Annotated in this window: 20 protein-coding genes; 1 reads left to right on the top strand and 19 read right to left on the bottom strand. The window is 48.3% G+C overall.

Features of this window, described 5'->3' with window-relative positions; translation table 11 throughout:
* Positions 1–57: 57 nt before the first annotated feature.
* The 4 genes from addA to ACFVQB_RS21570 all read right to left on the bottom strand — a co-directional run bounded on the left by addA (position 58) and on the right by ACFVQB_RS21570 (position 9,803).
* The gene (gene addA, locus ACFVQB_RS21585; RefSeq protein WP_379443738.1) at positions 58–4,374 is read right to left on the bottom strand and encodes a helicase-exonuclease AddAB subunit AddA; all 4,317 of its coding nucleotides are present in this window, start codon (positions 4,372–4,374) and stop codon (positions 58–60) included.
* On the bottom strand, positions 4,371–7,874 hold the full coding sequence (addB, locus tag ACFVQB_RS21580) for a helicase-exonuclease AddAB subunit AddB (RefSeq protein WP_379443735.1): 3,504 nt from the start codon (positions 7,872–7,874) through the stop codon (positions 4,371–4,373). Before addB ends, addA begins: the two co-directional genes overlap by 4 nt.
* Before the next feature lie 195 nt (positions 7,875–8,069).
* Positions 8,070–9,446: a class I SAM-dependent rRNA methyltransferase gene (locus ACFVQB_RS21575; RefSeq protein WP_379443732.1), complete on the bottom strand. Its 1,377-nt coding sequence runs from the start codon at positions 9,444–9,446 to the stop codon at positions 8,070–8,072.
* Positions 9,447–9,467: 21 nt separating this feature from the next.
* The gene (locus ACFVQB_RS21570; protein WP_379443729.1) at positions 9,468–9,803 is read right to left on the bottom strand and encodes a hypothetical protein; all 336 of its coding nucleotides are present in this window, start codon (positions 9,801–9,803) and stop codon (positions 9,468–9,470) included.
* A gap of 193 nt (positions 9,804–9,996) precedes the next feature.
* On the opposite strand from ACFVQB_RS21570, the gene ACFVQB_RS21565 reads away from it, so the two are divergent.
* Positions 9,997–10,998, top strand: coding sequence for a Na/Pi cotransporter family protein (locus ACFVQB_RS21565; RefSeq protein WP_379443725.1), 1,002 nt, complete (start codon positions 9,997–9,999; stop codon positions 10,996–10,998).
* Positions 10,999–11,049: 51 nt separating this feature from the next.
* Here the strand turns inward: ACFVQB_RS21565 and ACFVQB_RS21560 are convergent, their stop codons facing one another.
* The 15 genes from ACFVQB_RS21560 to lepA form a co-directional block, all read right to left on the bottom strand.
* Positions 11,050–11,484 carry an NUDIX hydrolase gene (locus ACFVQB_RS21560; RefSeq protein ID WP_379443722.1) on the bottom strand — a complete coding sequence of 145 codons (435 nt, stop codon included), beginning with the start codon at positions 11,482–11,484 and terminating at the stop codon, positions 11,050–11,052.
* A 111-nt stretch (positions 11,485–11,595) separates the two neighbouring features.
* Positions 11,596–12,942 (bottom strand): tRNA (N(6)-L-threonylcarbamoyladenosine(37)-C(2))-methylthiotransferase MtaB, encoded by a 1,347-nt coding sequence (gene mtaB, locus ACFVQB_RS21555; RefSeq protein WP_063567295.1) that lies wholly within the window; start codon positions 12,940–12,942, stop codon positions 11,596–11,598.
* A gap of 2 nt (positions 12,943–12,944) precedes the next feature.
* A complete protein-coding gene (locus ACFVQB_RS21550; protein ID WP_063567294.1) occupies positions 12,945–13,709 on the bottom strand; it encodes a 16S rRNA (uracil(1498)-N(3))-methyltransferase in 765 nt (254 codons plus the stop codon).
* 145 nt (positions 13,710–13,854) lie between these two features.
* Positions 13,855–14,529 (bottom strand): site-2 protease family protein, encoded by a 675-nt coding sequence (locus ACFVQB_RS21545; RefSeq protein ID WP_379443715.1) that lies wholly within the window; start codon positions 14,527–14,529, stop codon positions 13,855–13,857.
* A gap of 3 nt (positions 14,530–14,532) precedes the next feature.
* Positions 14,533–15,498 carry a 50S ribosomal protein L11 methyltransferase gene (gene prmA / locus ACFVQB_RS21540; RefSeq protein WP_064636372.1) on the bottom strand — a complete coding sequence of 322 codons (966 nt, stop codon included), beginning with the start codon at positions 15,496–15,498 and terminating at the stop codon, positions 14,533–14,535.
* A gap of 161 nt (positions 15,499–15,659) precedes the next feature.
* Positions 15,660–16,049 (bottom strand): hypothetical protein, encoded by a 390-nt coding sequence (locus tag ACFVQB_RS21535; RefSeq protein ID WP_379443709.1) that lies wholly within the window; start codon positions 16,047–16,049, stop codon positions 15,660–15,662.
* Entirely contained in the window at positions 16,042–16,221 is a 180-nt protein-coding gene (locus tag ACFVQB_RS21530; RefSeq protein ID WP_024628492.1) for a YfhD family protein, read from the bottom strand. Before ACFVQB_RS21530 ends, ACFVQB_RS21535 begins: the two co-directional genes overlap by 8 nt.
* 233 nt (positions 16,222–16,454) lie before the next feature.
* Positions 16,455–16,823 carry a hypothetical protein gene (locus ACFVQB_RS21525; RefSeq protein WP_379443703.1) on the bottom strand — a complete coding sequence of 123 codons (369 nt, stop codon included), beginning with the start codon at positions 16,821–16,823 and terminating at the stop codon, positions 16,455–16,457.
* 150 nt (positions 16,824–16,973) lie between these two features.
* Positions 16,974–18,095: a molecular chaperone DnaJ gene (gene dnaJ / locus ACFVQB_RS21520; RefSeq protein WP_063567290.1), complete on the bottom strand. Its 1,122-nt coding sequence runs from the start codon at positions 18,093–18,095 to the stop codon at positions 16,974–16,976.
* A gap of 129 nt (positions 18,096–18,224) precedes the next feature.
* Positions 18,225–20,069 (bottom strand): molecular chaperone DnaK, encoded by a 1,845-nt coding sequence (dnaK, locus tag ACFVQB_RS21515; protein ID WP_079349668.1) that lies wholly within the window; start codon positions 20,067–20,069, stop codon positions 18,225–18,227.
* A gap of 156 nt (positions 20,070–20,225) precedes the next feature.
* Entirely contained in the window at positions 20,226–20,801 is a 576-nt protein-coding gene (gene grpE / locus ACFVQB_RS21510; RefSeq protein WP_076288071.1) for a nucleotide exchange factor GrpE, read from the bottom strand.
* Between the two features lie 45 nt (positions 20,802–20,846).
* Positions 20,847–21,878 carry a heat-inducible transcriptional repressor HrcA gene (gene hrcA / locus ACFVQB_RS21505; RefSeq protein ID WP_090901675.1) on the bottom strand — a complete coding sequence of 344 codons (1,032 nt, stop codon included), beginning with the start codon at positions 21,876–21,878 and terminating at the stop codon, positions 20,847–20,849.
* Between the two features lie 253 nt (positions 21,879–22,131).
* Complete coding sequence (locus ACFVQB_RS21500) at positions 22,132–22,602, bottom strand: N-acetyltransferase (protein WP_063567287.1); 471 nt, start codon at positions 22,600–22,602, stop codon at positions 22,132–22,134.
* A 116-nt stretch (positions 22,603–22,718) separates the two neighbouring features.
* Positions 22,719–23,903 carry a radical SAM family heme chaperone HemW gene (hemW, locus tag ACFVQB_RS21495; protein ID WP_090998035.1) on the bottom strand — a complete coding sequence of 395 codons (1,185 nt, stop codon included), beginning with the start codon at positions 23,901–23,903 and terminating at the stop codon, positions 22,719–22,721.
* Positions 23,904–23,971: 68 nt separating this feature from the next.
* Positions 23,972–25,786 (bottom strand): translation elongation factor 4, encoded by a 1,815-nt coding sequence (lepA, locus tag ACFVQB_RS21490; protein WP_379443689.1) that lies wholly within the window; start codon positions 25,784–25,786, stop codon positions 23,972–23,974.
* Positions 25,787–25,907: the final 121 nt, after the last annotated feature.

Here is a 25,907-nt window from a genome sequence, read left to right as displayed (position 1 = left end):
CTCTCTCATGCAAAATCCAATGATACGAATTCCATCCGCCCGTTTTAAAATTTCACTTTATAGTTTCACAGCATGTCCGCCATCAAAAAAGTACAGCCACTTCCGGTCGACTTTCCGACCCAGAATATCTTCAATAGCCCGGCCATACAGCTCCAGCTGGAAACGATAGTTTTCCGTCAGTTTGTCCAGTCCACCGCGATGTTCCAACACCCGATCTGTCTTGTAATCGAGCAAAACAAGCTCACCATCCACCTCATACAGACAGTCAATAATCCCCTGTACCAGCACCGTCTCTTTTTCTAGTGATGCCTGGATCTTACCGTCTTCCTCCAACGTTTGCATGCCAGCATCTGGTAACAGATCATGGAGCCATTCAGCAGGAGAATGATGAGCCGGAAGTCCATAAATAAACGGGATCTCCCGTTTCACCCACTCCGCACGCAACAATTCTGTCCCAGGTTCTGTGTTGAAAAATCCGGCCAGTAGATCAGACTCAATAACCTCTGCCTGATGAGGGAGCAAAATCTGGAGCTCAACTAACCGTAAAAGTGTCTGCTCAACGATTTGCGAATCGACGGGTGAGCCGTCCACAGGAAGATGCTGCATCAACGTATGATACACCGTTCCCCGCTCGGCTCCAGTCAATTGCTTCTCCTCCATGAATTTGGGACGACGCAGATGCAATTTAAAGGACGATCCTCCATCCTTCACTCCACGGTTTTCAGAATCCACAGAAGCCTCGGATTGTTCTTCAATTTCCTCCATCATCTGTAGCGACTGATGGTCTTGCATGGCTAGCAATGTTTTCAGCTCGGTAACCGATGTGCTGGCAGCCACTTGAGTTGCTGCTTGATGAGGGTATGTCCATGAAAGCCGTTTATCTACCTCGCGAAGCAACTGTACACCCTCTTGCACACCTACTGTAAGTACATCTTTCTCTCTGATGTCTCGTGGGGTTGCATCTTGTGCATCCTCGACCGTCTCTTCTTCAGTTGAAGAAGAAAATAGCTCCACAGGCTGAACTGCTTTCAGGGCAGCAATGCGATGTTTCCGAACTTCTGTTATGCCGTCTTCTTCACCAAGCGTCTGATCCACAACTATTTCTCGAGATACTTGATCAGCAGAAATGACGGAAATGCCCCAGCGTGATCCATCATCCACAAGGCAGGCAGCATATGAATCAGTGCCTCCCGCAAGTTCACGTAGCAAAGCTGCATCCGGATGTCTCATCAGGGATGGACCGATCCAGTCCAGATAACTCCGTCCGGCTGCAAGCAGATAGTCAGGCAATACCCGTTCCGGAGTGTCCTTAATCTGAGACCAGGCTACTGCCTTTTTAACAACATCTTTCACAGTACCAACCAGAATCATTTTCTCTTTTGGACGGGTCAGGGCCACATAGAGCACCCGCATCTCTTCGGCAAGCAGCTCAAACTGAGCACGACGACGAATTGCCAGATTAGCCAAGGTTGGATAGGCAACTCGATTCTCACGATCCACAAACCTCGGGCCAAACCCCAGCTCCTTATGCATCAGAAACGGCGAGTTCAGATCCTGCTGATTGAACATTTTGGATATGCCCCCGACAAAAACAATAGGGAATTCCAAGCCCTTACTCCGATGAATCGTCATGACGCGTACGGCATTATCCTGCTCACCAGAACCACCTGCTACGGTGCCGAGATCTCCTCCGTTCTCACGTAGTCTGGATACATAGGTCAGGAAGCGGAACAATCCACGATTGGCCGTTGCCTGCTCATATTGCCGCGCGCGATCATACAGAGCCTTCAGGTTACTTTGACGCTGCATGCCTCCCGGAAGGCCGCCAACCCAGTCCAGATAACCCGTTTCCCGATACATTCGCCAAATCAGTTCACTCAGGCTGCCTTGTCTGGCTTCAAGCCGCCACTGTTCCAACTGATGCATAAATCGAATTAACTTTTGTTGCAGCTCTGTGCTGGTACTGTTCTCCCTATCCGCATCGTCACTTATACGTCTCACACTTGCATTTATACCAGCATCCAGAACCTCATCTGTATCTGCATGTTCAGAGGATTCATGTATACGTTCGATAAGGTCAGCCTCGGCGGATACTGCCGATTCCCGCTGTCCCTGTTCCATTTCTGACCAGACTTCCGGCCATTGCAGCTGGATTGCAGATGACTCAGGATTCAAGGCTTGCTCGCTATGCTGTGCGGAAACATTCAACGAACCAGTGAATTCTCCTGTAGCTGATACAACAGCATCATAGAAAGACTGTCTCTTATCCCCAAGGCGAATCTGAGCCAATTCCTCTTCATCCAATCCGACAATCGGCGAACGAAGCACGGAAGCAAGCGGTATATCCTGCCTTGGATTATCCACAATCTGCAGCAGGGACAACATCACTTCCACTTCCGTTGCCTGAAAATACCCTTTGCTCTGCTCCCCTCCGGCAGGAATACCCTGCTGCCTGAATTCCTCAATCATGAGTGGAGCCCACATCAGGGCAGAACGCAGCAAAATAACAATGTCTCCGTAACGCGCAGGTCGCATGGATTTGAGGGCTTTATCATAAACGTTAAGGGCTGGTTTATCCGTATCTCCAACCATTTCACGAATACGTCGAGCCATGGCCCGAGCCTCCAGCTGGGCGGTTTCGAGCTCGGCACTCTCCAGCTCGGCAGAAGGCAGAGCATCCCCATTCTCGTCCGTGCTTTCCGTCAGATCAGGTCCTCCGCCTTGACGATCGATCAACATGAGTTCAGGTGTGTATGCCTCATCTCCAAGCGTCTCTGCCGGGAAAGTAGCCCCATAAGCGAGCTGCGCTCGTTCATCATAGGCAATCTCAGCTACCCCTTCATTCATAAGCTGCTTGAATAACATATTGACCGAATGGACTACTTCTGCACGACTACGGAAGTTACGTGCAAGATCAATACGTCTTCCTGCATGCAATGAATCTCTCTCTCCGTACACTTCCATATCCGAATTCGCTGCGTATTGACGATACTTGTTCAGAAACAGACCGGGTTCAGCCAGACGAAAACGGTAAATACTCTGTTTTACATCACCGACCATGAATCGGTTTCCTGGATTTTCTCTGGAAATCAGTCTGACGATATCTTCCTGCACCGTATTGGTATCCTGATATTCATCCAGCAGCACTTCATCGAAACGTGCCCGATATTCCATTGCTGCATCCGAAGGCATGGATAGCTCAGGGGTTGAATCCTCATGCCGCAAAATATGAAGGCAGTAATGCTCCAGGTCACTGAAATCGACCTGACCGCGTTCCTGCTTGGCCTGCCGATATCGCTCTCCAAATGCACTAACCAGCTTGGACAGTTCCTGCATTAGTGGTGCCGCCTGCTCCAGCTCCTGCCAGAAAGAAAACGCACTTCTTCCAAACAATGACCCTTTCAGATCCGTAACGGCTTTTTTCGCAGCCTCACGCAGTTCCTTGACCTGTTCTTGTAACCCCGGGTCTGTCTGGTCCTTTTTGCAAGGCTTCAGCTTGCCAAATGCTGCTGGCTGAAACACTTCAGGCAATCTTTCCCACGGCATGACCTCAACAGCTGACAGAAGCTCTTCGACCATTGCCAGATCTTCTTTTAATGTATCTGCATAAGGTTTCGGACCTTCCGGCTGCATCGATATGCTGATCCCTTGACGCAGCAAACCAGCAGCACCACTCAGGGCAAGAGCGGCATCACGCAAAATACTCTGAACCCATGCAGAATGCCCAAGTGCCTCGACACTTTCCACCTGAAAAGCAGATGCCATCTCCGCAAGCCAATGATCCGGCCAGGAATGACTGCGTGAGAAATCATACAAACGCTGCACAAGTCGATGCATGGCATCATCGTTTCGTTCCCCACTGAACCAATCCACCAATTCGCGGAATGTACTGCCTTCGTCTTCTTCGCCATACTTTTCTTCAAATAACTGCTCCAACAATTCCTGCCGCATAATCTCGGCTTCATTTTCATTCAGAATCCGGAAAGCCGGGTTTAGCGGAATTTGCTGATAATAACGACGAATGACCTCCATACAGAATGAATGCAGTGTTGTAATGGATGCCCGCCCAAGTAGTGAAAGTTGTTTGCGCAAATGTTCTTCGGAAGGCTGCTCTTCAAGTGCACGTTCCAGTGCTTCCCGTATCCGCTGCTTCATCTCCGCCGCAGCAGCTTTCGTAAATGTTGCAACCAGCAAACGATCTACGCTGAATCCGCGGGAAGGGTCTGCAATCTTACGAATAATCCGTTCAACCAATACGGCCGTCTTCCCGGAACCCGCTGCAGCAGCAACCAGGATGTCTTCCCCACTCTGTGAGATGGCACTCCATTGGTCATCACTCCAGAAGCTTCCCTCCGGTTTTGGCATAATCGTCATGATGTTTCCCCTCCTTTGTCATGAGACAGCATGTCCCAGATTTGCTGTTTGCCCGGTTTGGACAACAGATTATATTCATTACCTTCGATATTTTCATCAAATTGACAGACTGGCTTGTACGGACAGAAGGTGCATGCAACCTCCTGCTGGATACGGTAAGGTTCAATCGCCACATCCCCGTCCGTAATCCGGGTGCCAATCTCACGTATATTGCTGCGAACTGAAGCAAGCAAGGTATCCCATTGTTCTGGCGTAGCTACAGCAGCATTGCTATAAAAGCTGCCATCTGCCTTAAGCGCAACCGGAATAATAGCTGAATAGCCTTTGTCCAGGGTATTGTCCATTTGAGCGATCGCATCCCGGTCCGCCAGCAGCAAGCCTTTCATTTTGAACCGTTTCAACAGTTCTTGTCCTGCCTGCTCAGAAGTCATGCCATTTGCGGATTGAAGCAACGGGTTATGCACATGGAAATAGAGCGTTCCTCCAGGCATCGCCGATTCCCCAAGCCATTCCTCGGCAGCACTAAGCAGCACCTCCAGATACGTGAGCATCTGTAATGACAGGCCATAATACACCTCATGCAGTTTGAGATCGGTCTGGCTCGATTTGTAATCAATGACTCGCAGCAGCAGGCCGTTCTCTCCTTCAGCCACATCCACACGGTCGATACGGCCCACAATCTCCATCACACAGCCATTTTCCAATTCAAAACGTAGCGGAGGCAAGGGTTTACCAGGTCCAAAATCAAGCTCCAGCCCAATCGGTTCAAAGCTTCCCCGTCTGGACTGTTCACCCAAAATAACCGAGGCCCGGCTAACGATATCCTTCAGCTTGCGGAAGATGTAACCATACCGTTTCGTGCTAAGCAAAATCTCTCCCTGCAACTGTGGTGCAATTTGCTCCACAGTGTGCTCCGCTTCCTTTCGACATTCATCCGGAGACAGACTGCCCCAGCTTCGATTCTGCTCACGCAAACGTATTGCAAGCTGACTTAAGGCAGCATGGAACAATTGTCCAATATCAGGAGCTTGCAAGCGGTACAGCTGGCGCTCTTTCAGCCGCAGCCCATGAGAAGCAAAATGGGAGAACGCACACGCCACAAAACGCTCCATTCGGGAGACACTCGTCCTTACCTCTGTACCATATAATTTACGGCTGGTAGCGGTACGCAGAGGTAACGCCCGATTGCGATAAAAGACCGAGCCAAGCAATTGTTCCAGCTGAGGTCTGCTCGTCTCCCGAGAGACATGCCAGTTATAGATCGCCCACCACATTTCGGGAATATCTTCTCCACGACGCCATCTGCGCAATTGTCCGATGAGATAAGAGAGGCTTTGACCAGGATGGATAACATAAGACCAGTGTACCTCTTCAGCATCCGTAACCGGCGGCTGGGCAAGTAATGGCTGCTCATGCAGACCGAACATCTTCCTTACATGTCGTACAATTTCCGAGGCTAGTAATGTTTTCCCTTCATCATCTGCAACGGGATAACTCAGCCATAACTGCTTGCTCGCCGCTGTCAGGGCTGTATATATCAGAAAGCGTTCGTCCAGCATTTGTCTTGTTGCTCCCGGCCCAAGCCCCAAACCTCTCTCCGTCAACAACAGCCGTTCCTGCTCAGTTAATACACCATCATCCTGAGGCACAGCAGGCAGTTCACCATCTACTGCACCCAGAATAAATACGTACTTGATATTCTGAAGACGTGTACGATCCATCGATCCAACCAACACTTGATCAAGCGCTGGAGGAACGAGTCCCAACTTCAGTTCGGTCAATCCGGTCTCCATAAGCCCGGCAAACAGATCGATATCCAGCCGTTCGGCCCCCATCATATCAACCATCTGGTCTAATAGATCAAGGACGGCACCCCACATTTGACGATGCTCTCTCGACCGTTCCGGATCACCTAGGGCCTTGGCTTCTGCAGACATCTGATCCAGCTTCCAAGGAATCTCGGCATCCTCCAGCAATCTGTAAAGCGCCGCACATTGGTCTTTGGCTGTCTTGGCCTTGCTCATTCGTTTCTCAAAAGCACCCAGTGGATCAACAATCACCGTACGGCATTTTTCCATTAAGGACAGCATCTGCTCCCGGCCCCGGCTGCGGACATCCTGATCATTGTCTTCCAGGGACAGGCTGGGTACATACTTCCATGGCTTGCCATCTGTCCAGCGGTATCCGTGAATTCCGCAAGCCAATATATAATTTTCGAGCTGGTCCATATCTTCACGCGTGATGGAACCGTCCCGTGGGAGAAGCAGATCCGTTTTCACGCAGCGAAACACATCCTCATAACGCCAGCGGCGGCGAACGATATCGAGTGCTGAACGAATAAATTCCGATAATGGATGATGTAGTTCATTTCTTCTCCGATCCAGAAAGACAGGCACGCCATAGTCCCTGAATAGGGGCTCAGCAATGTCGGCATATGTATCCAACTGACGAACGAGCACTGCCATATCCCGGTAACGCGCACCTTCATCTTGCGCCAGACGACGCATCTCACGAAGTGCCCCTTCCATCTCAGCCCGGCGGTTCTCAGCGGCATAAAGTCGGACACCCGCATCACGCCCCTCACTCTTCCACCGAACTCTGCGATCAAAGCCAGCCTCCAAATGTGCCAGTCCAGGACTGCCTTCATATCTAGGCAAAATTTCCGATTGAAGCACGGTTGTCTCATTAAGGACACCCAGATCCTCAGCCATGCCTTTGAGACGTGCGTATGCACTCGCTGTGGGATAAAACAGCTCCAGTTCTCCAGGGAGTGCGCCGTGGTCGTAAGCACGATCCAACGTCAGTGCAATCGTTACCGAAGAAGCTTGCAGCATCAGTCTTCCAATCACACTCATTTCCTGCGGGGTAAATCTTTGAAATCCATCAATCCAGATCTGTGCATCTTGCAGCAGCGTGCTTTCTGGCAATCGCTCTGTCAGTTCAGTCAACGTGTCTTCATCATCGATATATAGTTCGGTTAATTCCTTTTCATAGTCACGGTATATAAGAAGCAAGTCATGCATCTTGTCTCCCAGAATCGGTGCAGAAGAGGAATTATTCCAAGCGGAAAGTCCTTCTTCCAGTGAAGTGGGATCAAGTTCATAACGTTTAAACTCACTGTATAAATCATTCAGGTCTCCTATAAATCCCAGCTGACTGCCCGATGCTCCAAACAGCTTCAATTCTTCCTTACGACGCTGGAGCACTTTGTAGAGCAGCATTTTTTTCCCTTCAGCTCCAATGGGAATACGTGCAGAACCACCTGCCTCCTGCATTACCCGGTAGGCCAATCGGCGAAAACCAAGCACTTCAGCACGCATGGTACCTTTAATAGCCCCTGAAGACACCAGTGACTGTTCAGTTCGAAACGAACTTTGTTCCGGGACCAGCAGAATTAGTGGTTTACCTTGCGGTTCCTTTTGAAGCAGGGATGTGATTTCCCGGGTAATCAGCGCACTCTTGCCGCTGCCTGCCCGGCCAATAACAAAGTGTACGGACATGTTTAATCCTCCAAACCATCACGAACAAGATTTTAATTCCCAGTATAACATATCTGACTTGGTTCGGAACATACGTTTGCCACTATCCGGCAATCCCAGAGACCATCTGCATAAGCATAGCAAAAAGCCCGCAGCTTATGAAAACTGTGGGCTCTTTGCGTAAATGTATGTTCGATCTAAATTGAAATCGCTCGATTAATTCTTTTTGCTGCGTACTTCGAAGATGGCAAATTTCAGATAATGGCCTTCGTCTACGCCCAAAATTTGCGGGTGATCCTTACCGGCTGCTTTCCAGTCGATCAGACGCAGCACTTTGCCTGCATCTTCGGCTGCATCCGCAATGGTTTCCAGGAAGAGATCCGGACGCATGTGGTATGAACAACTTGCCGTTACCAGATATCCGCCCTCATTCACCAGCTTCATTCCTTGCAGATTGATGTCCTTATATCCACGGCATGCGCCTTTGACTGCTGATTTCGTTTTGGCAAAGGCTGGCGGATCAAGGATAACCACATCAAATGTTTTACCACCAGCTGCAAGCGCTTTGGACGTATCCACTTTCTGTTCGCCAGCACGGGCACGTACGTTACGCTCATCGAGGCCTTTCACCTGCTCACGCAAGTATTGGAATGCATCCGCAACGACAAATTCGACCCGGTCAGTGAAACCATTCAGCTCTACGTTAGTACGTGCACTTTCAATCGCATGCTCTGAGATATCAAGGCATGTTACTTTTTTGGCTCCATATTTGCAGGCGTTCAATGTGAAGCTACCTGTATGGGAGAAACATTCCAGCACAGTGGCCCCATCCCAATAAGGGAACGTCACAACCTTGCCACTTTTATTCACAGGAAGCAACTGCTGCGTCCCATCCTGCTCAGTCTGTTGGAGCGTAATACCACTCTTGTACCCCCAACCCTTCATAAGTGGTTCGATGGCTGCACGATTCTCGCGCTGATCGAAGAAATACCCTGTCTTCTGGCCTTCCACGATATCCACCTTAATGAGCAATCCGTTCTCGGTTACCGTGACATGACGCGGGCAATCCCCGTACAATGGTCCCTTCGTCTGCTCCAAACCTTCCAGCTCACGAATGGATACATCACTGCGTTCATAGATGCCTTCCGGCTGCATCACTTCAATTAGAGCTTGTACTATCGCTTCACGACAACGGTCCATGCCCAATGTGAGCAATTGAACAACAAGGATGCTACCAAAACGGTCAACGATCAGTCCTGGCAGGAAATCAGCTTCCCCATAAACGAGACGGTATGCCTCTCCATCCTGGATAAAACGCTCCCGGTGGCGCAAGCAATCGCGGAAACGCGCTGCAAAAAACGAGGTGTCCATCTGTTCAAACTCCAAAGGTTGATAGGCTACGACTCTAACTGTAATTTGAGATGCAGGATTATAGTATCCCGTCGCGAGATAGCGACCTTGGTGATTCAATACGTTGACCAGATCTCCCGGCTCGGGGTTTCCATCAACAGAGGAAATTTCATTGTTATATATCCATGGATGTGCATGTTCAAGCCGCTTTTTGCGGCTACGTTCCAGTGTAACTGATGGCAAGATAGATCCACTTCCTTTAATTTATTGATTCAAAAGATAGGATTGGTGCAAAGGTGACCGCTTCGGGGATGGATTGGACTTTCGATCGCTGTTGTCTCCCAATTTTTTTGATTTATTATTCAAAAGGTCAAAATTTGGAGACAAAGGCGAGCGCTTCGCTTCTACAGTTCCAATTCCATCCCCTTCGCTACGTTTGCAGAATCTCCGTATCTTTTGAATTGGGGCGCGGTAATTTGGGTGTCCGCTTCGAGGATGAATCGGACTTTCGATCGCTGTTATCCCCAGATTTTTCTGATTCCCTTTCTCGAAAGGGAAAATCCGGGGATAAAGGCGAACGCTTCGCTTCTTCAGTTCCAATTCCATCCCCTCCGCTACGTTTGCAGAATCACCGTATCTTTTGAATTGGGGTGCGGTAATTTCGGCGACCGTTAGATAACTTATCGGTATTTCAAACGCTGTTGACTCCAGAATTCCGTTAGCCTGTCATGGTTGTCCTTATCTACTCATAGGATGAGAATAAGGATATGCACGGAAGGAATGATGTTAACTCATGTTCAGAGATGTTGTGCTGCCCCTGTTATATGGGCTACTTATCTTTTTTGGTGGGATGAAGCTGATGGAAACAGCCTTACAGCGGATGGCCGGGCCCATGCTGGCTGGTTGGCTGGGCCGGGCTACCTCTGCTCCCTGGAAAGGCATGGCTTTTAGCGCGGGCGCTACAGCCCTGCTGCAAAGCAGTACCGCCGTCACTGTATTAACCATTGGTCTGGCGAACGCCAGATTAATTACCTACGGGCGCACCCTTGGTATTATTCTCGGCACCAACATCGGGACGTGCCTGACCACCGAGCTCGTCGGACTGCAGATCGGACGAGTTTCCCTGCCTCTGCTTGCCTTGTCCCTGACAGGCTGGGCCGTCTTTGTTGTGCTTGGTGAACGAAATCAGCTTGCTCCTGAACGCACACGCCGGACGCTTTCTACCATGCAATACAGCTTACTCGCTTCAGCCGGATTTGCCCTCGTCATGACAGGCATTCAAGTGATGCAATCGATTGCCGTACCCCTGCGAAGTATGGGCGTATTCCAGTGGTTTCTGGATCGCTCAGCCGACAGCTTGTGGTGGGGCTTTCTGGCAGGTGCCTGTCTGACAGCGCTCATTCATAGCAGCGCAGCCGTTATCAGCATGGCAATTACGCTTGCAGCCACAGGGGTACTTCCTGTAGAGATCGGCATCGCCATTGTGATCGGATCGAACGTGGGGACCTGTATCACCGCCGTGATTGCTGCCGCTGGAGGAGCATCCGCAGGCAAATTTGTCGCAGCCTCCCATGTTGTATTAAACATAGCGGGAGCGCTGCTGTTTATGCCGCTGATCGGCCAGCTGCATGCAGCTTCGGCCTGGCTGTCAGCGGATAACGGGGCACAGATTGCGCATGCCCAGACCCTTTTTAACGTCTCCAGTTCACTGCTTGCCTTGCCGTTCTGTTACTTGCCGATTTGGCACAAAAAACCACCGGTCTCCACCCCAGTGGCGAAGTCACCCGTGGCCTGATGCTCAGAACTCTAGACAAACAGTAGCGATACGTAACTCAAAAGAAAACAGCTATACGTTAATGCCTAATTTGTTCAGCGCCACACGTAAAATGTCATCGTTATTATCGTATCCATTATGCTTCTGTCTGGACCAAGCTTCTTCCGGAGCGTACCAATCCACACCTTTGATTTCTTCAATCTGAGGCTGAAGTTCGCCGCTTTCCGCTTCAACGAGATAGTAATGAACTTCCTTATCCACGGGACCAAACTCTGCATGCTGATACGTATAGGCGATGATATCGACGGGTTCTACAATTCGGCCAACCATGCCTGTCTCTTCCAGAATTTCACGCAGTGCGGTCTGTTCCACCGTTTCTCCGTCTTCCATCTTGCCCTTGGCGAGAGTCGTTTTGCCGTAGCGATCTACAATCAGTTGAATTTGAAGCTTTCCGTCTTCTCCCGTGCGGTAGACGACTCCGCCTGCCGAAATTTCTTTTCTGTTCATGTTGCTCTCCCCCATTACGGAATTGTCTTCATCTTTTTTTGGAAAAAGAAGGACCTCATCTCCACGGGTACACTCCCCAAGGAAATGAAATCCTTGTTTCTGACGCCTCGATTACATCGCTGCGGACTTGAGATTTTCCTCCAACACACGAACCAGCGTAGCCTGGCTTTCATTCACACCCGCCTCGGTCACTTTGACACGGCATACTTTGCCGACCATATCCATGGAACCATCAAAGACCAGCTGAATGTAATTGTCACTGTAACCGTGCAGTTTACCACTACCTTCACGACCCTTGGCTTCACCTTCAGGAATGACATCCAGCACTTGCCCTACAAACTGCTTGGCATATGCCAGCTGCATTTGCTCGGATAGATCAATCAGTTCATGCACACGTGCATTTTTTACTTCCTCATCCACCTGATCCTCCATACGTGCTGCCGGTGTTCCAGTCCGCTTGGAATATGGGAATACATGCATTTCGGAAAAACCGATTTTCTTCATCAGCTCGTAGCCGTTACGGAACATCTCATCCGTCTCACCCGGGAACCCTACAATAACGTCGGTTGTAATCGCTACATCAGGCATCGCTTCCCGAATGCGAAGCATTTTATTGTAAAACTCTTCGGTCGTATATTTACGGCGCATACGTTTCAGTACGGTATCATCGCCCGCTTGTAGCGGAATGTGGAAGTGACGCACAAGTTTGTCTGAACGTTTGATCACATCCAGCATCCGATCATCAATCTGGCTCGCTTCGATCGAGCTGATCCGAATACGCTCCAGACCTTCCACTTTGTCCAAGTCCCATAGCAGATCCGTCAGATCGTAATTCTCCATGTCATCCCCGTATCCACCAGTATGAATGCCTGTCAGGACAATTTCCTTGTATCCGGCATGTACGAGTTGATGAGCCTGTTGAATGATGCTATTTGCTTCCCGGCTACGGGAAAGTCCACGCGACCACGGAATAATGCAGAACGTACAGAAGTTATTGCAGCCATCCTGAATTTTCAGAAATGCACGGGTACGATCAGCAAAATCCGGTACGTCCATCTCTTCAAACACCCGCGTTTTCATGATATTGCGCACAGCATTGACGGGTTGACGAGATTCCTGAATTTCATTGACATATGGCAAAATTTTGTCCCGATCCTGTGTACCGATAACAAGATCCACGCCAGGGATGTCCAAAATCTCTGCTGGAGAAGTTTGCGCGTAACAGCCTGTAACGGCTACTATCGCATCCGGGTTGCGCCGAATGGCACGACGGATAATCTGGCGGCTCTTTTTGTCGCCGGTATTGGTTACTGTACAAGTATTAATCAAGTATACATCCGCTGTCTGTTCGTCAAAGTCTACCTGATCGTATCCTTCATTTTTGAACAATTGCCAAATCGCCTCTGTATCATAAAAATTAACTTTGCAGCCTAAGGTGTAAAACGCCACGGATGGCATAATTACATTCCCCCCATTTCTCCGGATTCATATAAGACACAAGTTAGCGCCGCCATTCCGGCTGTCTCGGCCCGCAAAATGCGTTTGCCCAGTCCAACGGATACAGCACCCGCCTGATCGGCTTCAATCGTTTCCCTCTCCGAGAATCCGCCCTCAGGTCCAACAACGATCAACACTTCAGCACTCGCACCAGGTGCAAGCTGCTCCACAAACGGCTTCAATGCGTCTCTTAACTGCTTGCCGTTTTCCTTTTCATAACAATAACATACCAGACTGTAGCCCTCAAAAGAAGATAGCAGCCCTTTCCAGGAAAGTGGCTGCTCGACGGATGGAATGCGGTTCCGATGGCTTTGTTCAGCGGCTTCCTTGGCGATTTTCCGCCACCGCTCCAACCGTTTGCCTTCTTTCTTGGCATCATATTGCACAATCGTACGCTCAGACAGGAAAGGAACAAATGAAACCGCTCCGATCTCTGTACATCTTTGAATGACTGTCTCCATCTTATCGCCTTTTGGCAAGCTTTGAGCCACGGTTACACGTATCCGCGCTTCATGGTCCATTTCGAGAGGTTCCACAATATTCGCTGTTACTTGCTGGGCTTCGATGCTTTCAATCTCCACCAAAGCTTCTTTGGAGTTTCCGTCACTGACAATCAGTTTATCTCCAGGTTTACCACGCATCACTTTGCCGATATGGCGCGCATCATCACCCGTGATGACCACGGAATGTTCATTAAACTGTTCTGCAGATACAAAATAACGCTGCATTAGTCTGTCCACCCATTCTATCCTGTTATGAATGGAATTCCCCCCACCTAATGGCAGGCGTGAATCCAATCGCCACAGATGATCATACAACTTTTATGTCCTTCTGACCAGTATTTCAGTCCAAAAGCGCTCCTAATGATTCCTCTTAAAACAGTTTCAAAATCAAATATGAAAAATCAACATACATATCATAGGCCAATTGGTATAAAGGCTGAATCGTTGCTCTTTGCAACGGTGGGATTACAAGAATCAGCAGGAAAATAAATACGGACCATTGCTCAACTCCCTGCAGCTTGCGGCTAATTGAAGGGGGCAGTAAGTCCTCTAGAATTCGATAACCGTCCAGCGGCGGCAATGGAATAAGGTTAAACAAAAATAGGAAAAAGTTCGTCAGGTTAAACATGTAAAAGAAGGTGGAGATCGCTGTTAACAAACGCTCATTTTCAATACCACCCAATGCTCCCGAACCAACCAGGGATGCATAGATGATCGTACCGATGATCGCGAGCAGCAAGTTGCTCAAAGGACCTGCCACGGATACAATAACACCCATTAATCTTGGTCTGTCAAAGTTCGCACGATTCACTGGAACAGGACGTGCCCAACCGAAACCGGCAATAAGGAGCAGCAGCACACCAAACAAGTCAAAATGTACGACCGGATTCAGCGTAACCCGGCCCAGCAGCTTGGCTGTGGGATCGCCGAACTTGTTGGCAAAATAAGCATGAGAAAATTCATGGACCGTAAAAGCAATCAGGATCGTCAACAGGAAAAACGGCAGTTGATCCAGTGGATAACGAAAGAACGAGTTTAAGTCCATCGGTTACCTCTTTCTGGCCACAAACGCGATCCAGTCCTCATCGCGATGAACCGAACTTATTTCGAAGCCGGAAGCAACGAGCGCGTCATGGACGAGCTGCTCTTTATTTTTCCAAATGCCTGAAGTAATATAAACGCCGCCAGACTCAAGCGCATGATAGACATCATCCACAAACAACATAATAATCTCGGCCAAAATGTTGGCAACAATGACTTTCACCGGAAGCTTCACGCCCAGAGCAGGGTCCTGACTACCCAGAACAGACAACAGATCACTCTCTTTAACCGTAATTTGTTGTCCCAGCCCATTCAGTTCCACATTTTCTTTAGCACTTGCTACCGCAACCGGATCGAGGTCCAGCGCAAGCACATGTTTTGCACCGAGATGGACAGCCCCAATGGCCAAAATGCCAGAGCCTGTACCTACGTCAATGACTTCCTCGCCACCCTGAATTACCGATTCCAGTGTACGCAGACAAAGCGAAGTGGTTGGATGTGTTCCTGTACCAAACGCCATGCCTGGATCAAGCTCAATAATTTTCTCATTCGGGCTTTCCGGTGTATACTCTTCCCATGTCGGTTTAATGGTTAGACGTTCCGAGACACGTACTGGCTTGAAATATTGTTTCCAGGCATTCGCCCAGTCATTTTCATCCACTGTTCGAGTCTCAAAACGAACCTCACCTGTTTGGATATCGAATTCGGAAAGTTGCTCAATGCGTGGACTTACTTCAGATTGCAATGCATCCATGTCCGTACCTTCGGAGAAGTATCCTTTAATGACCGCAAAGCCTTCAGGAATATCATTCAAAGGAGACTCGTACAACTCGCCATACGTCGTATCCCGTTTTTTATTTAAAGTACCGGACTCTTCAATCGAGACCCCTCCAGCACCCGCTTCATGTAAAAAATTCGAAATCATCTCCACAGCTTCTTCTGTGGTATGTATTGTTAGTTCATGCCATAACATACTTCGTTTTTCCTCCTCATTTTTCAAACATCCCAACCATTGTACTACACAAGCAAGCAGGAGTACAAAACCGCAGCAGTAAAAGAAACAACAAAAACAGGATACCGCAGCCTGACTGCGCGAATACCCTGTTTTAATTATGACTAAAGTCGTTTAACTTGTTAGCAAAAGCGTCCACCATTCTGGGTAATCATCTCTGCAGCTTGCGGGAGAGAGTCACTGGATACGGATACGGTCAGCAAGATTTCTTGCTTGGGCCTGCCTGAGCCAGCATCCGAATCGTCATACACTTGTCCGCCCGACAACACCTCGGTCTCGTCGCTAATGAGGGAAAGTACATTCAGCTCACCGCTGAATCCCCCAATCACAGCCATGGTCGAGTTATCCGTGCCCTCAGGCGCTCCCAAATCCATTGAAGACGATGAGTCATTCAGACTCTCGATACTCAACTGGTTTGGGTGCAGCAATTCCAGAGCTCTGCGAGCAGATTCAGCCTCGGACCAGCTCGTAAACATCGCTTCGATAATCACTGCAGAGCGATCTTCAGTCATGAATCTCCCGACCCTGACGACGATCGGCCGCTTCACTGCGGCGCAAAGCCTCTATATCTTCATGATCCGCAGCTTCGGCACTGAATTCCACATCCTCATTTTTGGCGGACTGCATTCGCTTCATCTTTTCCGTTTTCGTCAAAATCTTGCCTGGACGTTCATGTTCTGCCATCGTTATGTTCCTCCTTCAAAATAGTTATCTATATAAAATGAACTAATACTTGTTACACTGTACCACTCCGATTGTAGTACCATCCTCCGATCGCTGTTATCCCCAGATTTCTTCATCTCCCTTCTTAAAGGGAGAAATCCGGGGATAAAGGCGAACGCTTCGCTTCTTCAGATTGGTTCTACACTCTCCGTTAAAGTGTAATTCTCTGTCCATCTTATATAGATTTGGTGAAACTAAATCATACCGCCGGCTTGTTCGATAATGGATAGGGCACGATGATGTACCGCCTCGTCAACGACAACGGTCAGTAATACATCTCTGCCTGTCGGGCCCTCTTGTCCGCCATCGCTCATACCACTTGCAGAAGGATCTGCTGCGGCCATAATTCCCGCGCTGGCATTTGTACCTAGAGCACCTGGTACCCAGGAAGAAAAACTGCCTGATACGCCTGGCGTATAGGATGCTCCACTTGGCCCGACACCCGCATAACGACTGAATCGGTTGATAGACAGGTCTTCCACTCGTAATGCCTCCAGTTTTTTGGCCACCCCTTCCGCCTGCTCCGGGCTATGGAAATAAGCCAAAATATTTTTCTCGGTCATCCGGTTCACCTACTTCCCTAGTTTCGGCACATCAGTAAACCACTGAATGCTCATGTCTGGTATCTTTCCGCAACCGTGCCCATATTATGCAAAAAAGGACACCCCGCGGAAAAACCGCTGTGGTGTCCTTTTTAAATTAATCATTAAGACTCAGTCTCCACGGAAGGCCCGTTTCACCCGGTCAAAGAAGGATTGCTCATGCTCATGAGTTTGTTCTCCATCCAGCGCAGCGATTTGGCGAAGCAGGTCTTTCTGCTCGTCATTTAGCTTGCTAGGCGTAACTACAACGACTTTCACATGCTGATCCCCTTGCCCCATGCCGCGCAGGCGTGGTACGCCTTTGCCTTTAAGACGGAAATATGTTCCTGTTTGTGTACCGGCAGGTACTTTCAGCTTCACTTTCTCGGACAGCGTTGGAATTTCAATCTCATCTCCCAATGCGGCCTGAGCAAAAGTGAGCGGAATTTCGCAATAGATATCATCGCCTTCACGCTCGAAGAAATCATGTGATTTCACACGGATGACAATATACAGATCTCCTGCTGGTCCTCCGCGAAGACCACCTTCACCTTCACCAGTCATACGCAATTGAGCGCCGTCATCTACACCCGCTGGAATGCGAACATGAATTTTGCGTTGTTTGCGTACTTTACCGCTGCCGCTGCACGTTGTACATTTTTCCTTGATAATTTGTCCCGAACCGTTACAGTTCGAACAAGCACGACGGTTGACCATACGGCCAAACGGTGTATTTTGGACCACTTCCTGTTGACCGCTACCTTGACAGACGGAACAGGTCTCCGGTTTGGTTCCTGGTTTCGCACCTGAGCCATGACAGGTATCACAGCCTTCGGTACGCGGAATGGTAATGTCCGTTTCCTTACCAAATACCGCTTCCTTGAACTCAATCGTCATGGTGTATTGCAGATCGTTCCCCCGTTGCGGAGCATTCGGATCACGTCGTCCACCGCCACCGCCAAAGAACATATCGAAGATGTCGCCAAAGCCGCCGCCGCCAAAATCGCCACCGCCGCCGAAGCCGCCCTGATTTGGATCAATATGACCGTATTGATCATACTGTGCCCGCTTCTGGCCGTCACTGACCACATCATAAGCTTCTTTAACTTCCTTAAACTTGGCTTCCGCGTCAGCAGCCTTGTTTACGTCAGGGTGATACTGACGGGCAAGCTTGCGGTATGCCTTTTTGATTTCCTCGTCGCTGGCATTTTTGCCGACGCCGAGTACCTCATAATAATCACGTTTTTCAGCCACTCTTCCACCCCCATATCATTCACCATATCGCACATCGTGACAAAAGGAAAGCCAAAGCACGGGAGCCCCGGCTATGACTTTCCCCTCGATCCGAACGTCACCGATGATTAATTCACTAGGAATCGTGAATTAATTTTGTTTTTTATCTTCATCCACAACTTCGTAATCAGCGTCTACGACGTTGTCACGTTTTGCAGAACCTTGTTGCTCTTCAGCACCTTGAGCTGCTTGCTCTTGCGCTTGTGCTTGCTCATACAGTTTTACGGACAGCTGTTGAACGATCTCTGTCAGTTCTTCTGTAGCGGCTTTGATGTCTTCCAGATTGTCGGAAGCCAGAACGCCTTGCAGTTTTTCTTTTGCAGCATTCGCTTTTTCAACTTCACCAGCATCTGCTTTTTCGCCAAGATCTTTAATCGTTTTGTCAACAGAGTAGATCAGTTGATCTGCACTGTTTTTCGCTTCAACGAGTTCTTTGCGCTTTTTATCTTCTTCAGCATGCAACTCAGCATCTTTCATCATTTGCTCAACTTCAGCATCGCTCAGACCGCTGGAAGAAGTGATGGTGATTTTTTGAGTTTTGTTTGTACCTTTGTCTGTTGCAGATACATTAACGATACCGTTGGCATCAATATCGAAGCTAACTTCGATTTGTGGAACGCCACGTGGAGCTGGAGGAATATCTCCCAGCATGAAGCGACCGAGGGATTTGTTACCCGCTGCCATTTCGCGCTCCCCTTGCAGAACGTGAATCTCAACGCTTGGTTGGTTGTCTGCATAAGTGGAGAATACTTGGGATTTGCTTGTAGGGATCGTTGTGTTGCGCTCGATCATCTTAGTGAATACGCCACCCGCAGTTTCAATACCCAGGGACAATGGAGTTACGTCAAGCAATACAACGTCTTTCACGTCACCTGTCAGTACGCCCGCTTGTACAGCAGCACCCAAAGCTACAACTTCATCCGGGTTAACACCTTTGTGAGGCTCTTTACCTGTCAGTTTTTTGATCGCTTCCTGTACTGCAGGAATACGTGTGGAACCACCAACCAAGACGATCTTGTCGATATCGTTGGCTGTCATTCCAGCATCGCTCAATGCACGACGAGTTGGTTCAAGCGTACGCTCAACCAGACCAGCAGAGATTTCTTCAAATTTCGCACGGCTCAGGTTCAACTCCAAATGTTGAGGAACGCCATCAGCCACAGTAATGAACGGCAGGGAAATGGTTGTAGTCAATACGCCGGAAAGTTCTTTTTTCGCTTTTTCCGCTGCATCTTTCAAACGTTGAACCGCTGCTTTATCTTTACTCAAGTCAATGCCTTGATCTTTTTTGAACTCACTTACAAGATAATCAATGATTACTTGGTCGAAGTCATCGCCACCCAGTTGGTTATCACCACTAGTCGCTTTAACTTCGAAGAAGCCGTCACCCAGTTCAAGGATGGATACGTCGAATGTACCGCCACCCAAGTCATATACGAGAATCGTTTGGTCTTCGGATTTCTCCATACCGTATGCCAAAGCTGCTGCTGTTGGCTCGTTGACGATACGCAGAACTTCCAAACCTGCGATTTTACCTGCATCCTTCGTTGCTTGACGCTGGCTGTCATTGAAGTAAGCTGGTACCGTGATAACCGCTTGAGTTACCGTTTGACCCAGATAAGCCTCAGCATCGGATTTCAGTTTTTGCAGGATGATTGCAGAGATCTCCTGTGGAGAGTAGTCTTTGCTATCGATTGTTTCTTTGTGGGACGTACCCATATGACGTTTGATCGAGATGATCGTACGATCCGGATTCGTGATTGCTTGACGTTTAGCCGTTTCACCAACAACGCGTTCTCCATCTTTTTTGAAACCCACTACGGATGGGGTTGTACGTGCGCCTTCCGGATTTGGAATAACGACAGCCTCGCCGCCTTCCATAACCGCTACGCATGAGTTTGTTGTTCCTAAGTCAATACCGATTACTTTGCTCATCGGAAAATTTCCTCCCTCGACAATTTAAATGGATCAGATTGATCCTTATTTGTATTTGTTGTTCCTAATCGTGCTCTATGTGTGTACTAACCTTTATATTAAACTTCGGTGGCATCGTACAATCAAGAGTGAACTCACTTCATTCTGTAATAGAAATTATGAGCTAACTTTAACCATAGCCGGACGAAGTACTTTATCCTTCAGCATATAGCCTTTTTGGACTTCCTCAACAACGGTACCTTCTTCATACTCATCGCTCTCCACTGACATGATCGCCTGGTGGAATTCGGGGTTAAACGGTTGTCCTACCGTATCCATTGACGTCAGACCTTCATTGTTCAGCACAGTCTCCAGCTGACGGAAGATCATTTCGATGCCTTTGGAGAAGGACTCGACTTCCGTACCTTCCGGTACAGTAGCCATGGCACGCTCGAAGTTATCAATGACCGGCACCAGTTCGGTGACCAGCTTCATCGAAGCGTATTTCGCCAATTCTTCTTTTTCCTTCTGTGTACGACGACGGAAGTTATCAAAATCAGCTTGCGCACGGACAAAGCGTTGCTGATGTTCCTCAGCTTCCGCCTTCAAACGTGCGATCTCATCTTGCTCCTGATCTGTCATCTCTTCCGCCTGTGCTTCTGCAGCTCCGGCTTCGTTGACAGGCTCCTGCTCCGCTGCTGTAGTTGCTTGCTGTTCCTGTTCTTCTGCTGCGAATGATTGCTCCTCTTTCAAGATGTTCACCTCCTTATAAGAATGAAATGGTTCATTCCCGTATCCTTATTTGAAACGATGCGTTAGCATGGCCGTCAAATCACGGGATAATGTATTTAAAATATGAATGACACGTGCGTAATCCATTCGCGTAGGTCCCAAAATTCCGATGGAGCCCAAAGCCTCTCCATCCAGTGAGTAGGATGCCGTTATCAGGCTGCAATTGGCGAAGGCTTCATGATCATTCTCGGTGCCTATTCGCACCTGAATACCAGATCCACCTTGCACGGGCATCATCAATTTCATAAGTGTTGGTGTCTCATCCAGCAGGTCAAGAATATCTTTTACCTTTTCAATATCTCTAAACTCTGGCTGGGTCAACATATTGGTAGCACCACTAAGGAACAGACGATTGTCATGCTCGTTGTCAAAGGCGCTGTTCAGCACCTGCATGACTTCCTCATAACGTGTAATATGCCGTTCCATCTCTTGCCCTAGCTCGGTGTAGAGACGAGACTTTAATTTGTAAATCGGCACGCCGACCAGCTTGCTGTTTAATAAACGAACTACATTCTCCATCTCCGCTACCGAAATTTCGGGTGGAATCTGAACTGTTTTGTTCTCCACCTGACCCGTATTCGTTACAATGATGGCTACAGCCTCGTTTTCATTAAGCGGAAGCAGTTGAAAATGGCGAAGTGACGTGTGAAAAACTTCCGGTCCGAGCAGGATCGAAGTATAATTCGTCATATGAGACAAAATAACTGAGGCATGCTGAATAACTTGTTCCATCACGTTCAGCTTTTCTGCGAAAAATGACTTCAGATCGTCCAGCTCTTGCGGCTCCACCTGATTCCAGGGAACCAAATGATCGACATAATATCGATAGCCTTTGTGTGAAGGTATGCGTCCTGCCGATGTATGCGGTTGTTCCAGAAAGCCCATATCTTCAAGGTCCGCCATTTCATTACGGATCGTCGCCGGACTGTATCCAACATCTCCCCTTTTGGAAATGCTCCGGGACCCTACGGGCTCAGCTGAACGGATATAGTCATCCACTATAGCGTTCAGAATCATTCGTTGACGCTCTGTTAACATGGTGAGTATTCCCTCCTTCTGACTGTACTGTCCCATGTCGTTAGCACTCCGGTTAGATGAGTGCTAAGCGGTAATACAAAAATACCAAAATGACGTGAGCGTTGTCAAGTCAGTTCGATGAGTACGCTCATCTATTTATAGTATAGACCAATGTCTCCTAGACATAACAACTTTACTGTACATCTCACGAATTAAAAAGAACCGCAGGTGAGATAGAGTATACTCGGCTCAATCCATACGGTTCATTCATTTATCAGGCTGAAATATTCAACTCTTTCAATACAGCAATCTCATCACAGCAATCCTGTTTGCTGCAATGAACACAGTCGGTCCATACTTTTTCCGGGAAGATTTCCTTGTTCACAACGGCAAAACCGTTCTTGAGGAAAAAGGAAACCTCATATGTCAACGCCATGACCTTGGGAATTTGCTGTTTCTCCGCTTCCTCTACCAGCCGATCCAGCAACAGTGAGCCAATGCCCATGCCTTTGTGACCTTCAGAGATACCTAGCGATCTGACTTCCACCAGATCATTGCCCAAACGGCAAAGAGATCCACAGCCTACAACCTGACCATTCACTTCAGCTACAACAAAGTGCTCCAGCTGCCGTTGCAGTACTTCCCGTGAACGCGGAAGCATGATCCCACGCTCTGCATAGCCCTTAATCATTTCAAATAATGGTTCAACATCTTCCGGTACGGCTTTTCTGCATATGGCCGACATCCTGCTCTCCTCCTATAAAAGCTTTCCAGAGGAAAGCCGACTTCGTAGTTGTATAAATCACACGCTCTGTAAAATCAATATGAATAAATATACAACAGAGCGTATAGAATTTCAAGCTACGAATTCAGCGATATAGACCCGATAAACTCGGCAAAAACGTCATTTCCGAACAGGATGCCCTGCTCACTAAGCCGGAAGCCGTCTGGCGTCTTCTCCAGCAGTCCTGCATTCAACATTTTGCCCAAAGGCTTCGCAAACACTTCCTCCATAGGCTCTCCGAACTGATCATTAAACCGTGAGGATGAAGCACCTTCCAGCATTCTCAACCCAACCATCAGATAATCTTCCATTGCCTCGGCACGACTGATCTCAAAATGATCGAGACGCGGCAGACCTCCTTTGGAAGCTTCAACATACGGGTTTATACCTTTTATATTCATATGGCGTTCGCGGCCTACATATCCATGTGCACCTGCACCCAGACCGTAATAGTCCTCATTACGCCAGTACGTGATATTGTGACGGCTCTCGAAGCCGGGTTTGGCAAAGTTACTGATCTCGTATTGTCCGTAACCCGCTTCTTTCATACGCTTCATTAATAGAAGATACATTTGCAACTCGTCGTCTTCATGAGGAAGCGGTAGCTGATTCTTCTGATACAACGTATGGAAAAGCGTATTCTCTTCCACCTTCAGGCTGTAAATGGAGTAATGCGGCAGATCCAGTTCCAGTGCTTTGTCGATACTCTCGTTCAGCATCTCGACGGTCTGGTTTGGCAAACCAAACATCAGGTCAATGGACAAGTTATGCAATCCAGCTGCTCGGGCATTTTCCAAACTGCGGTATACATCATCTGTATTATGAATCCGGCCAATACCTGTCAACAGATCATTTTGAAAAGCCTGTACCCCAAAGCTGACGCGATTCACTCCGCCTTCTTTCATAACTGCAAGCTTCTCTGCATCAGTTGTACCCGGGTTAGCTTCCATTGAAAACTCAATATCATCTGCCCAATTCGGGAAATAGGTTTTAACGGACTTCAGGAATACGGCCATTTCGTCCGGTTTCAGTGCAGTCGGCGTGCCGCCGCCCACAAATATGGTTTTGATTTCTCCCGGCGGATTCGCTTTAACCGTATGTTCCATCTCCCGTTCCAGCGCTTCAAGATACTGCATAACGGGCTGATCCTTCAATACATAGGAGTTAAAGTCGCAATAGAAACATTTATTTGTGCAAAAGGGAATGTGAAGATACACCGCTTGGGGTGCACCTGTTTTCCGGCTGTGTGCTGCCAATGTCATGGCAAGTCCCCCTCTATTTGAAAAAAGGAAAGCCATCCGGCTTCCCTTTCAGCTTGGTTTATTGGTTATTAATCATCAATTTTCAGCACCGCCATGAACGCTTCCTGCGGCACCTCTACGTTACCAACCTGCTTCATCCGCTTCTTACCTTCCTTCTGCTTCTCAAGCAGTTTCCGTTTCCGCGAGATGTCACCGCCATAACATTTGGCAAGTACGTTTTTACGCATTGCTTTTACCGTTTCACGAGCTACAACTTTGGTACCCACAGATGCCTGAATCGGCACCTCGAACATTTGCCGTGGAATCAGCTCGCGCAGCTTCTCACAGATAATGCGTCCGCGGTTATACGCACGGTCACGGTGAACGATGAAGGACAAGGCATCGACTTGCTCACCATTGAGCAAGATATCCATTTTCGCCAGATTGGACTGACGATAACCGGACAGCTCGTAGTCGAAGGATGCATAACCTTTGGTGCTTGATTTCAATTGGTCGAAGAAGTCATATACAATCTCGGACAACGGGATCTCATACGTAATGGTAACCCGAGTTGTGTCCAAATATTCCATATTGACATATTCACCGCGTTTATTCTGACAAAGCTCCATAATGGTGCCCACATAATCATTTGGTACGATAATTGAAGCCTTAACATACGGTTCCTCAACAAAATCAATTCTGCCCACCTCAGGATAGTTGGATGGGTTGTCAATTTGCATGACTTCACCATTGGTCAACGTCACGTGGTAAATTACGCTTGGTGCAGTCGTAATCAACGGAATGTTGAACTCACGCTCAATCCGCTCCTGGATAACATCCATGTGAAGCAGTCCAAGAAATCCGCAACGGAATCCAAAACCGAGTGCACTGGAAGTCTCCGGCTCAAAGCTGAGCGATGCATCGTTCAATTGCAATTTTTCCAACGCTTCACGCAGGTCAACATAATCCGATGTTTCAATCGGATAGAGACCGCAGTATACCATTGGATTAATTTTGCGGTAGCCCGGCAAAGGTTCAGGTGTCGGATTTTTGGCATCTGTCACTGTATCCCCGACTTGTGTATCACCTACATGCCGGATACCTGCAACGATAAACCCAACATCACCGACGTTCAGCTCGTCCACGATGGTCATGCGAGGTTTGAACGCACCAACTTCAATGACTTCAAACGTTTTGCCTGTTGCCATCATTTTGATTTTGGAACCTGATTTGATCTTGCCGTCTACAACACGCACGTAAACAATTACGCCTTTGTACGGGTCATAGTGAGAGTCAAAAATCAGCGCTTTCAAAGGCTGTTCAGGATCACCTTGGGGAGCTGGAACACTTTGCACCACTTGCTCCAGAATCTCTTTGATACCAATTCCCGCTTTGGCTGAAGCCAAAACCGCATTACTTGTATCCAATCCAATGACATCTTCCACTTCCTGTTTAACCCGATCCGGGTCAGCACTTGGAAGGTCAATTTTGTTGATTACCGGTAAAATTTCAAGGTCATTATCCAATGCCAGATATACGTTAGCCAGCGTCTGGGCTTCAATTCCCTGCGCCGCATCCACTACCAACAAGGCACCTTCACATGCGGCAAGGCTGCGTGAAACTTCATACGTGAAGTCTACGTGTCCCGGCGTATCAATCAGATTTAACAGATACTCTTCGCCGTCATCCGCTTTGTAAGTCAGTGCAACCGCCTGCAGCTTGATCGTAATTCCACGTTCCCGTTCAAGGTCCATTTGGTCCAATACTTGTTCTTGCATTTCACGTGTAGTTAGCGCACCTGTGTACTCCAAGATCCGGTCCGCAAGTGTTGATTTGCCGTGATCTATATGTGCAATAATTGAAAAGTTACGAATTTTACGTTGTCTTGCCCGAATGTCAGTCATTCCTTACCCCCAGAAACAGCCTAGTGTCAATCACTTCATTATAACAGTTGATGCAGGGTGCATCAATCCCGCGTTGCCTCAACTTTATAATTATCGTCACAATTGCGAACTCCCAAGGGTT

The organism is Paenibacillus sp. NPDC057886 (genome assembly GCF_042796655.1).
GTDB lineage: Bacteria > Bacillota > Bacilli > Paenibacillales > Paenibacillaceae > Paenibacillus.
The sequence above is the reverse complement of the archived record's forward strand: the minus strand, read 5'-3'. Positions and strand labels throughout refer to the sequence as shown.